The sequence below is a fragment of the Pseudochrobactrum sp. B5 genome, from assembly GCF_001939785.1.
GTDB lineage: Bacteria > Pseudomonadota > Alphaproteobacteria > Rhizobiales > Rhizobiaceae > Pseudochrobactrum > Pseudochrobactrum saccharolyticum.
Genome location: NZ_MOYL01000005.1, coordinates 127,869 through 139,494, shown reverse-complemented (window position 1 = coordinate 139,494; position 11,626 = coordinate 127,869). Strand labels below are relative to the sequence as shown.

The following is an 11,626-nucleotide window of genomic DNA, read 5'->3' as shown; positions in this document are numbered from 1 at the left end:
GCATTGTGCGTTTGGTAATAAGTTGCAGCTGTGCGGAATCGAAATTCATCACATAAAAACGCCCGCTATGCGTGGCGCATGGCGGGCGTTATGAGATGCGGATATAAGTTTGGGTTTAATCGATGAATACGCGCACACTGGCGGCACGGCCAACCGCGTCAATCACGGTCAGTGTGGAATAGCCTGCACCATCGGGCTGCCAGAGGCCGGAGCGCTTGCGGGAGGCTTTATCCAGCGGCTTGCCATTGGCCAGCCAGATGAACGGTGCACGGCCGCCCTGCATTTTCAATGCCAGCGGTGCGGTGGTGCCGTCAGGCTGGTTGGTCAGCTCAACCCGCGCACCTTCCGGCGGAAACAGGATTTGCGGTGCGGATTCCCGCACGGACGCACTGACTAGTGGTGCGAGATAGGGTGTAAAGCGCCGCAACGATACCGGCAGCTCGGATTGGCGTAGCCGCATTGTACCGACCGGTGGGGCTGCAAGTGGGGTAAAGCCGACACCGGATTTGGAAAAAGCTTCAAACAGGATCGGTGCGGCGGAGCCATAACCGCTCAAACCCGGCACGGCGCCATTATCGGCACGGCCAACCCAGACACCCAGCACATAACGGCCATCAAAACCAACCGACCATGCATCGCGATAGCCGTAGCTGGTGCCGGTTTTATAGGCGAGACCGCGCTGGAGTGACCCCAACGGCGGTTTAACGCCTGCCAGCACATCGGCCACCTGCCATGCGGCTGCGGGTTGCAGCAGCGGCTCACCGGAGGTTGCACTTTTGTCATCTTTTATCCGGTCATCCACGCCATTGGAAATGACGGCGGTTTTACCGCGATTGGAAAGGCCGGTGTAAAGTTGCACCAGATCCTTGAGGCTGATGCCAAGCCCGCCAAGACCAATAGCCAGACCCGGTGTTTCCCCCGGTGGCAATGTGGTTTTAATATCTGCGCGGCGCATCCGCACCATCAGGCGTGTGGCACCGACACTGTCGAGCAGGCGCACGGACGGCACATTGAGCGAGAGTTGCAGCGCCTCACGTACCGTCACATCGCCCTGATAGCTCATATCAAAATTGCGCGGGCGATAGCCGGAGAAATTGGTTGGCCGGTCTTCGATAATGGTTTCCTGCATCACCAGACCGTCTTCAAAAGCCAGCCCGAAGATGAAGGGTTTCAGCGCGGAGCCGGGGGAGCGCTGCACATTGGTCATATCAATCCAGCCGGAACGGCTGGAATCAAAATAATCCGAGGAGCCGACTTCACCGATAATCTCACCGGTCACAGCATCGGCCATGACCATGGCCACGGAGATTTTAGGCCCGAGGCGCTTGGCGGAATCCATTGCCACGGTTTCCAGTGCCTGCTGCACGGAACGCTTGAGCGTCACATGATGCACATTGGCTTGGCTATCTTTACGCAAAGCGGTTTCGCTGACATGCGGGGCAAGGGCCGGCATGGCCAAGCGGCGTTTCGGAACAGCCAGATGTGCGGCACGGTCGGCCTCGTCATTGCCGATCAGCGACACTACCGCCAAGCGGTTCAGCACACGGTCACGGGCGGCACGGGCATTGTCAGGATAGCGGTCGGGACGACGGCGCTCGGGCAATTGCGGCAGGGCAATCAGTAGAGCGGCTTCTGAGGTTGTGAGCCTGCGCGGTTCCTTGCCGAAATAGGCAAGGCTCGCGGCACGGATACCTTCAAGATTGCCGCCAAAGGGTGCAAGCGTCAGATAAGCATCAAGGATTTCTTCTTTCGACAGGCGGCGTTCGATTTGCACGGCGCGCAGCATCTGGCGGAACTTGGCAATAAAGGAACGCTCCGTGCGCGGTTCAATCAGACGGGCAACCTGCATCGACAGAGTGGAACCGCCGGAGATAATGCGCCCGTGGCTGGCAAGCTGTATGGCTGCACGCCCCATTGCGCGGGGATCAATACCACCATGGTCGCGAAAACGCTGATCCTCATAGGCAATCAGCATTTCGATGAATTGCGGATCGACATCTTTATGGGTGGTAGCGAGCCGCCAGTGGCCGGACGGAATAGCAAAGGCACGCAGCAGATTGCCGTCGCGATCCATCACTTCTTTGGATGTCTGGCTGACCACTTCCAGCGGTGGCGGAAAAGCCTTGTCAAGAATTTCCAGACTGGCCCATGTCACAGCCAGAGCGATTGCAGTACCGCTCAAGACCATGAGCGTCTTATGCAAGCGCGGTTTTTTAAGGGGCTGGGTCTCGGCCAAAAGCTGTCTCCGCCTGTATCCGCAGGCATAATTCTGAGCGGTTGATTGTACCGCTCTTATATTATTGCATATAACAGGGCAGAAAATAACGGGGAACACCATGATCGACAAGCTGGAATATTTCATTGCGCTTGCGCGGGAAAAACACTTCGGCAAAGCGGCAGAAGATTGCGGCATTACCCAGCCAACGCTTTCTGCCGGTATCCGCCAGCTTGAAGATATGCTGGGGGTGATGCTGGTGCAGCGCGGCTCGCGCTTTCAGGGGCTGACACCGGAAGGGCAGCGTGTGCTGGAATGGGCAAGGCGCATTGTCGGTGATGCACGCACGATGAAAGAGGAAATGCGGGCAGCGCGTTTCGGCCTTGGCGGACATATCCGTATTGCGGCAATTCCCACCGCACTGGCGATGGTCTCGCAACTGACAACACCGTTCCGCGAGAAGCATCCCGATGTGACTTTCACGATCATTTCCCGCACGTCTGTTGAAGTGCTGGCGGCGCTGGACAATTTCGATATTGATGCCGGAATCAGCTATCTGGACAATGAACCGCTGGGAAAAGTGACAGCGGTGCCGATTTATCGTGAGAGCTATCAGCTGATTACATCGGTCGGCAGCCGGTTTTCGGAGCGTGAAAATGTCACATGGGCGGAAGTCGGCAGTTTACCGCTCTGTCTGCTGACAAGCGATATGCAGAACCGCCGGATTATCAATCAGCATCTGGCGCAGGCGGGAGTAACCGTGCAGCCGACGCTGGAATCCAATTCCATGATTGTGCTGTTTTCTCACATCCGTACAGGCAAATGGGCGAGCATTATGCCGCTCAATCTTTCCCAGATTCTGGGCTTTAGCGAGCCGATCCGCTCTATTCCGATTGTTGAGCCGCAGGCCAGCCATAGTGTCGGGCTGATTGCCGCGCAGCGTGAACCGCACACACCGCTGATTGCGGCTCTGCTGCATGAAGCAAGAGCATTGTCGCGCATTATGATGCCACTCACTTGATAGGTTTTTTCTATTGACTGACGGTTTTGCCCTATTGAATCAGGGGCGCAGTTTTGATCTGTTCTAAGATGGGGAACAGAAATAGAAATTTGCGGGAGGCTTTGACGTCAATGTCAGGCTCGGATTCAGTTTTTACCAGAAGCGCAGGCACGTCATCTCAAAAGTCTGATGTCGCCGGGCGCACGATAGATGTTATCAATGAGTATAAAGCCGTTGAGGGCCCGCTGCTTCCTGTCTTGCACGCCATACAGGAAGAATTCGGCTATGTACCGGCGGAAACGCTGACGCTGATTGCCGAGGCACTGAACCTGTCGCGCGCGGAAGTGCACGGCGTTATGACTTTCTATCACGATTTCCGTGCATCGCCGACCGGTCGCCATGTGATCCGGCTGTGCCGCGCTGAGGCTTGCCAGTCTATGGACGGCGACCGCGTGGCAGAAGCGGTGCAAAAATTGCTCGGTATCGGCTGGGGGGAAACAACCGGCGACGGTAAAATCACGCTTGAGGCGGTTTATTGTCTTGGTCTGTGTGCCTGTGCGCCTGCGGCGCAAGTGGATGACCGGCTGATCGGTCGCCTGAATGAAGGTAAGGCAGAACGAATGATCGCGGAGGCACGGGCATGAGTGTAACAATTTATGTGCCTTGTGATGCCGCCGCTCTGGCACTCGGTGCCGATGAAGTGGCGTATGCCATTGCCGGTGAAGCCGTAAAGCGCGGTCTGGATATCAAGCTCGTACGCAATGGCTCCCGTGGCATGGTCTGGCTGGAGCCGCTGGTTGAAGTGGCAACCGACAAAGGCCGTATGGCCTATGGCCCTGTGGATGTATCTGATGTGGCCTCGTTGTTTGACGCTGGCCTGCTTGAGGGCAAAGACCATCCGCTATCGCTGGGACTGACCGAAGAAATCCCGTTTCTCAAAAAACAAACCCGTCTGACTTTCGCCCGTTGCGGTGTGACCGATCCTTTGTCGCTGGAAGATTACCGCGTCCATGACGGCTTGAAAGGTCTGCAAAACGCGATTGCCATGCAGCCTGCAGATATTGTGGCGCAGGTCACGGATTCCGGTCTGCGCGGCCGTGGCGGTGCCGGTTTCCCGACCGGTATCAAGTGGAAAACCGTTCACGATGCGCAAGGTGCGCGTAAATATATTGTCTGCAATGCTGACGAGGGTGACAGCGGTACTTTTGCCGACCGTATGATTATGGAAGGTGATCCTTTTGTACTCATCGAAGGTATGGCGATTGCCGGTATCGCAGTGGGTGCGACCAAAGGCTATCTCTATACGCGTTCCGAATATCCGCATGCGATTGCGATGATGGAAAAAGCCGTCGAGATTGCCCGCAAAGCCGGTGTGCTCGGCGCATCAGTGATGGGCTCGCGTTTCGCCTTTGATATGGAAGTGCGCACCGGTGCCGGTGCCTATGTCTGCGGTGAAGAAACCGCTCTGCTGGAAAGCCTTGAAGGTAAGCGCGGACTGGTGCGCGCCAAGCCGCCATTGCCTGCCCATAAAGGCCTGTTCGGCAAACCGACAGTCATCAATAATGTGATCTCACTGGCCTCTGTTCCGGTGATCATGGACAAGGGCGCTGCCTATTACCGTGATTTTGGTATGGGGCGCTCCCGTGGTACAATTCCGTTACAGATTGCCGGTAATGTTAAATATGGCGGGCTGTTTGAAACCGCTTTCGGCCTGACACTGGGCGAGATTGTCGATGAGATCGGCGGCGGTACCGCAAGTGGTCGTCCGGTTAAGGCGGTTCAGGTTGGCGGGCCGCTGGGTGCTTATTTCCCGCGCGCATTGTTCGATACACCGTTTGATTATGAAGCCTTCGCGGCCAAAGACGGTCTGATCGGCCATGCCGGTCTGGTGGTCTTTGATGATCGGGCAGATATGCTGAAACAGGCGCGTTTTGCGATGGAATTCTGTGCCATTGAATCCTGCGGGAAATGCACCCCATGCCGTATCGGCTCGACACGCGGTGTTGAAGTGATCGACAGAATTGCAGCCGGTTCAGAACCCGAGACGCAGATCGAAATTCTGACAGATCTTTGCCAGACAATGAAATTCGGCTCCCTTTGTGCGCTTGGCGGCTTTGCCCCTTATCCGGTGATGAGTGCCCTGACGCATTTTGAAGAGGATTTTCGCCCGCGCCCTGAAAACCAGACTTTCGTGCAGGCAGCGGAATAGGAGTGACAGAAGATGAGCTTAATTAAAGAAATCGATTACGGCACACCTGTTTCACGCTCGGACAAAATGGTGACCCTGACCATCGACGGCAATCAGGTGACCGTGCCGGAAGGCACCTCGATCATGCGGGCTTCGATGGAAGCCGGTATTGCCATTCCGAAGCTTTGCGCCACTGATATGGTGGATGCATTTGGTTCCTGCCGTCTGTGCCTCGTAGAAATTGAAGGCCGCAACGGCACACCGTCTTCCTGCACCACACCGGTGATGGAAGGGCAGGTGGTTCATACCCAGACCGGCCGTCTGAAATCTTTGCGCAAAGGCGTGATGGAGCTTTATATCTCCGATCATCCGCTGGACTGTCTGACCTGCGCTGCCAATGGCGATTGTGAATTGCAGGATATGGCCGGTGCTGTGGGCTTGCGTGATGTGCGCTATGGTCAGGACGGCGCGAACCATGTGTTCAAACAAGGCCGTAATGACGGTGCGCTGAATGCAAAATGGATGCCGAAAGACGAGAGCAATCCGTATTTCACCTATGATCCGTCCAAATGTATTGTCTGCTCACGCTGCGTGCGTGCCTGTGAGGAAGTGCAGGGTACTTTTGCGCTGACTATTGAAGGACGTGGTTTTAATTCCCGCGTCTCACCGGGGATGCATGAGAGCTTCTTAGGCTCGGAATGCGTATCCTGCGGTGCCTGTGTACAGGCTTGTCCGACGGCGACGCTGACAGAAAAATCGGTGATCGAAATCGGTCAGCCTGAACATTCCAAAGTCACTACCTGTGCTTATTGCGGTGTCGGCTGTTCTTTCAAAGCGGAAATGCGTGGCGAAGAACTGGTGCGTATGGTTCCGTATAAAGACGGTAAGGCCAATCGCGGTCACTCCTGCGTTAAAGGCCGCTTTGCCTATGGTTATGCCCATCACAAAGACCGTATTCTCAAACCGATGATCCGTGAGAAGATCACCGATCCTTGGCGCGAAGTGTCATGGGAAGAAGCCTATGGCCGTGTGGCCAGCGAGTTTAAACGCCTGCAAACCCAGTACGGGCGTAACTCCATCGGCGGTATTACCTCGTCACGCTGTACCAATGAAGAAACCTTCCTTGTCCAGAAACTGATCCGTGCCGGTTTCGGTAATAACAATGTTGATACCTGTGCGCGTGTCTGCCACTCGCCGACCGGCTATGGTCTGAATCAGACTTTCGGTACCTCTGCGGGTACACAGGATTTCGACAGTGTTGAACATAGTGATGTGGTAATGGTGATCGGTGCCAACCCGACCGACGGCCATCCGGTATTTGGCTCGCGCCTGCGTAAGCGTTTGCGTCAGGGTGCCAAGCTGATTGTGATTGATCCGCGTCGTATTGATCTGGTGCGTTCGCCGCATATTGAGGCGGCACATCATCTGGCACTGCGTCCGGGCACGAATGTGGCAATCATGACGGCGCTGGCGCATGTGATTGTAACGGAAGGTCTGCAGGATGATGCCTTCATCCGCGAGCGTTGCGAGAATGAAGAGTTCCGTGATTGGGTGGAATTTGTTTCCCAGCCGCAATACAGCCCAGAGGCTGTGGAGCTGCTGACCGGTGTTCCGGCGCAAGAAGTGCGCGGCGCTGCCCGTCTGTTTGCAACCGGTGGCAATGGTGCAATCTATTATGGTCTTGGTGTAACCGAGCATAGTCAGGGTTCCACCACCGTGATGGCGATTGCCAATCTTGCTATGGTCACCGGTAATATCGGCCGCAAGGGCGTGGGTGTGAACCCGCTGCGTGGTCAGAACAACGTGCAGGGTTCTTGTGATATGGGCTCATTCCCGCATGAATTGCCGGGCTATCGTCATATCTCCGATCCTGCAACCCGCGAGATTTATGAAAATATCTGGGGTGTTATCCTGCAGGATGAACCGGGTCTGCGTATTCCGAATATGCTGGATGCGGCGGTAGAAGGCACCTTCAAGGGCATCTATATTCAGGGTGAGGACATTCTGCAGTCCGATCCGGATACCCGCCATGTGGCCGCCGGACTGGAGGCTATGGAATGTGTGGTGGTGCAGGATCTGTTCCTCAATGAGACCGCCAATTTCGCCCATGTTTTCCTGCCGGGTTCGACCTTCCTTGAAAAGGACGGCACATTCACCAATGCGGAACGCCGTATCAACCGCGTGCGCAAGGTGATGACACCAACCAACGGCTATGCCGACTGGGAAGTGACGCAAAACCTTGCCCGTGCAATGGGGCTGAACTGGAACTATACGCATCCGTCGCAGATCATGGACGAAATCGCCATGACCACACCGACATTTACCAATGTGTCCTATGAATTGCTGGAACGTGAAGGTTCCGTGCAGTGGCCATGTAATGCTAAAGCACCGCTCGGCACGCCGGTGATGCATATTGACCATTTCGTGCGCGGCAAAGGCAAATTCATGCGCACGGAATATGTGGCAACTGACGAGCGTTCGGGCCCGCGCTTCCCGCTGCTGCTCACCACAGGGCGTATTCTCTCGCAATATAATGTGGGTGCACAGACCCGCCGTACCGAAAATGTGGCATGGCATGCGGAAGACCGTCTGGAAATCCATCCGCATGATGCGGAAGTGCGTGGTCTGCGTGATGGCGACTGGGTGAAGATCGCCAGCCGCTCCGGTGAAACGACTTTGCGGGCGCTGGTCACAGACCGTGTGACACCGGGTGTGGTCTATACGACCTTCCACCACCCGATGACACAGGCCAATGTGGTGACTACCGATTTCTCGGACTGGGCGACCAACTGCCCGGAATATAAGGTAACTGCGGTGCAGATCAGCGCGTCCAACGGTCCGACACAATGGCAGCAGGAATATCGTGAACATTCTGATGCCAGCCGCCATATTGAAACAGCTTTGGATACGGTGAGCTAAGCTATGAGTGAACATACTTATCACAGCCGTATTCCGATGATGGCATCGCAGATCGCTACATTTTTCAGCTCGCAGACGCAGATCGATCAGGCGGCGGGTGTCGCCAAACATATCAATATGTTCTGGGAACCACGTATGCGTACGCAATTATTTAATCTGATTGATGCAGGCGGAGAGGGGCTGCATCCTCTGGTGCTTGAGGCCGCGCCACTGATTAAACGTCCGGTCTCATAATACGCAATTTCAGCCGGATACAGTCCAGTATCCGGCTGAAATGATTCAGCATTTAAATAATTTCATTCTGACAATTAAGGGATGCTCACGGGAGATGGGCAGGCTGCGGCGCGTTCGCAGAAGGGAGGATTTTGACATGAGTGCAACAGATCAAACCCTGGGAGGTTTGAGCGGGCCGGGGATTCTCGACCGCGAGCGGATTATCGCCAAACCCGGATTTAACCGCTGGCTGGTGCCGCCGGCTGCTTTGGCAATCCATCTGTGTATCGGCATGGCTTATGGTTTCAGCGTGTTCTGGCTGCCGCTCAGCCGTGCTTTGGGCGGTGATGCGGCAGGTGCCTGTACCGATATGAGCCTGCTGACTGCCCTGTTTACCACCAGTTGTAACTGGCGTGTGGCTGATCTTGGCTGGATTTATACGCTGTTCTTTGTTCTGCTCGGCTGTTCCGCTGCGATCTGGGGCGGCTGGCTGGAGCGGGTAGGCCCGCGTAAAGCCGGTTTTGTTTCCGCGCTGTGCTGGTGCGGCGGTATGGTGATTGCCGCTTTCGGCGTGATGACCCACCAATTATGGCTGATGTGGGTTGGTGCCGGTTTTATCGGCGGTATCGGCCTTGGCCTTGGTTATATTTCACCGGTTTCCACGCTGATCAAATGGTTCCCTGATCGCCGCGGTATGGCGACCGGTATGGCGATTATGGGTTTTGGCGGTGGTGCTATGATTGGTGCACCGCTGGCGGATCTGCTGATGGAACATTTCAAAACACCGGATTCCATTGGTGTCTGGCAGACATTTCTGGTGATGGCAGCAGGCTATTTCGTATTCATGATGGGCGGCGCCTTTGGCTACCGTATTCCGCCTGCGGGCTGGAAGCCGGAAGGCTGGGTCGCACCGCAGACCAAAAAGGCTATGATCACCACTCGTCACGTCCATTTGCGTGATGCGCACAAGACCCCGCAATTCTGGCTGATTTGGGCTGTGCTGTGTCTGAATGTGTCTGCCGGTATCGGGGTGATTGGCATGGCCTCACCAATGTTGCAGGAAATTTTCGGCGGCAAATTGATCGGTGAGGCAGGACTGACATTTACCGAACTGAGCACCGAGCAAAAGGCTGCAATTGCTGCGATTGCTGCCGGTTTTACCGGTCTGATTTCGCTGTTTAATATTGGCGGCCGTTTTTTCTGGGCCTCCCTGTCTGACCGCCTTGGCCGTAAGGCCACTTACTTCACCTTCTTCGCTCTTGGCATTGCACTTTATACACTGCTGCCGACAGCCGCGCATATGGGCTCGGTCACGCTGTTTGTGGTGATGGTCTGTATCATCCTGTCGATGTATGGCGGTGGTTTTGCGACTGTGCCTGCTTATCTGGCGGATATTTTCGGCACGCAATTTGTGGGTGCAATCCACGGACGCTTGCTGACCGCATGGGCAACGGCGGGTATCGTCGGGCCGGTTGTGGTGAATTATATTCGTGAGTTCCAGATTGCTGCCGGTGTGCCGCGTGCGCAGGTCTATGATTATACGATGTATATTCTGGCCGGTATGCTGGCGCTTGGTCTGATTGCAAATTTCTTCATCAGACCGCTGGGCGATAAATGGTTTATGTCGGATGCAGAAGTTGCCAAACTGCAAGCAGCCACAAAAGCGGAAGCGACAGGGCCGAGCGGTTCTTTCGGCATCGGCACAGGCGGGTTGGATGCCAAAGCTGCTCTTGCATGGGCCGCTGTGGGTATCCCGATACTCTGGGGTGTGTGGACAACCTTTGAGAAATCTCTGATCCTGTTCCGCTAAATCTGAGACTTCAGGTTGATTGAAAACTCCGGCAGCAATGCCGGAGTTTTTTATTTCCCCATAAATTTCAATAGCTTTCTTCGAATGAATAGCTGTCGAAAAGAGTGGTTTTGAGGATTTTTATGCGATGTTGAACAAAACTATTCCGTTTTGGTATAGGTAGTCGGAAATTGCATTGGCCTTGAAAGCTGTTCACTGCCTATAAATTTCACGTCTGAAATTAAAAAATAAATGCCGCAAAGAGGCAAATCAATTCAGACGCAAGAGTGGTGAACGAAGTGCTGTTTCAATAAACAGCAGCAGGAGGATGGGCCGTGGCAGAATTGCGTCAGGCGCGTGACAGCTTTCGTCTGAAAGTCAGCGATATTCATGAAATTGCGGTTTATGATTACGGCAATCCGGATGGCATTCCGGCGATATTTTTGCATGGCGGGCCGGGTGCCGGTGTATCGGCCAAGCAGATTGCCAGCTTTGATCTTGATACCTATCGCGTGATTACACTTGATCAGCGCGGTGCCGGACAATCGACCCCTGTTGCAGAATTGCGCGAAAATACCACGCAGCATCTGATTGAAGATATTGAACGCATTCGCGAGCATTTTGGCATTGAGCGCTGGCTGGTTGCCGGCGGTTCGTGGGGCTCCTGCCTGTCGCTGGCCTATGGGCAGGCACATCCGGAGCGCTGCCTTGGTTTCCGCATTCACGGGATTTTCCTTGGTGATCGCGAAGACAGTGACTGGTGGTTCCACGGTTCACGAACGATTTTTCCTGATTACTGGCAGGAATTTGCAGAATTTGTGCCTGAAGATGAGCGCGATGATCTCTTGAGCGCCTATTACAAGCGTCTGACCTGCGGTGATCCGGTGGTGGAGCATGCAGCGGCACAGAGCTTGCGCGGTTTCTCTGCCCGCACTCAGACTTTGGAACCAAGCGCCGAGCACGTCTCGACATTGTTGCAGAGTGATGCGGCTTTAGCTGTTTCTCGTATTTTCACGCATTATTGCATGAACGGTGCCTTCATGCCTGCCAATGCACTGCTGGATAATCTCGACCGTATCCGCCATCTGCCTGCAGAAATTGTGCAGGGGCGTTATGATACCGTGACCCCGATGGTGACAGCATGGAAGCTGAAAACCGCATGGCCGGAAGCCAATTTCACCATTGTTACTCTGTCTAATCATCAGTCGACAACCGGCCCTATGGCTGGCGCTCTTGCCGATGCTTCCGAGCGTCTGGCTGAGGCCTTCAAAGCACCGGTTCACGCATAATTTTCTTTTAAAA

The 11,626-nt window shown here is 54.9% G+C and carries 8 protein-coding genes; 7 read left to right on the top strand and 1 reads right to left on the bottom strand.

Annotation, left to right across the window (positions count from 1 at the left end):
* Nucleotides 1-115: 115 nt before the first annotated feature.
* On the bottom strand, nucleotides 116-2,188 hold the full coding sequence (pbpC, locus tag BKD14_RS14825; RefSeq protein WP_075657160.1) for a penicillin-binding protein 1C: 2,073 nt from the start codon (nucleotides 2,186-2,188) through the stop codon (nucleotides 116-118).
* 148 nt (nucleotides 2,189-2,336) lie between these two features.
* On the opposite strand from pbpC, the gene BKD14_RS14820 reads away from it, so the two are divergent.
* The 7 genes from BKD14_RS14820 to pip all read left to right on the top strand — a co-directional run bounded on the left by BKD14_RS14820 (nucleotide 2,337) and on the right by pip (nucleotide 11,613).
* Entirely contained in the window at nucleotides 2,337-3,236 is a 900-nt protein-coding gene (locus BKD14_RS14820; protein ID WP_075657026.1) for a LysR family transcriptional regulator, read from the top strand.
* Nucleotides 3,237-3,346: 110 nt separating this feature from the next.
* Nucleotides 3,347-3,859, top strand: a complete 513-nt coding sequence (locus tag BKD14_RS14815) for a formate dehydrogenase subunit gamma (RefSeq protein WP_075657025.1) — start codon at nucleotides 3,347-3,349, stop codon at nucleotides 3,857-3,859.
* Nucleotides 3,856-5,424 (top strand): NADH-quinone oxidoreductase subunit NuoF, encoded by a 1,569-nt coding sequence (locus BKD14_RS14810; RefSeq protein WP_075657024.1) that lies wholly within the window; start codon nucleotides 3,856-3,858, stop codon nucleotides 5,422-5,424. The genes BKD14_RS14815 and BKD14_RS14810 overlap by 4 nt, the downstream gene beginning before the upstream one ends.
* Nucleotides 5,425-5,436: 12 nt before the next feature.
* Nucleotides 5,437-8,322, top strand: a complete 2,886-nt coding sequence (fdhF, locus tag BKD14_RS14805) for a formate dehydrogenase subunit alpha (protein ID WP_075657023.1) — start codon at nucleotides 5,437-5,439, stop codon at nucleotides 8,320-8,322.
* A 3-nt stretch (nucleotides 8,323-8,325) separates the two neighbouring features.
* Nucleotides 8,326-8,556 carry a formate dehydrogenase subunit delta gene (locus BKD14_RS14800; RefSeq protein ID WP_022712526.1) on the top strand — a complete coding sequence of 77 codons (231 nt, stop codon included), beginning with the start codon at nucleotides 8,326-8,328 and terminating at the stop codon, nucleotides 8,554-8,556.
* Nucleotides 8,557-8,692: 136 nt separating this feature from the next.
* Entirely contained in the window at nucleotides 8,693-10,345 is a 1,653-nt protein-coding gene (locus BKD14_RS14795; protein ID WP_075657022.1) for an OFA family MFS transporter, read from the top strand.
* 314 nt (nucleotides 10,346-10,659) lie between these two features.
* Complete coding sequence (gene pip / locus BKD14_RS14790; RefSeq protein ID WP_075657021.1) at nucleotides 10,660-11,613, top strand: prolyl aminopeptidase; 954 nt, start codon at nucleotides 10,660-10,662, stop codon at nucleotides 11,611-11,613.
* Nucleotides 11,614-11,626: the final 13 nt, after the last annotated feature.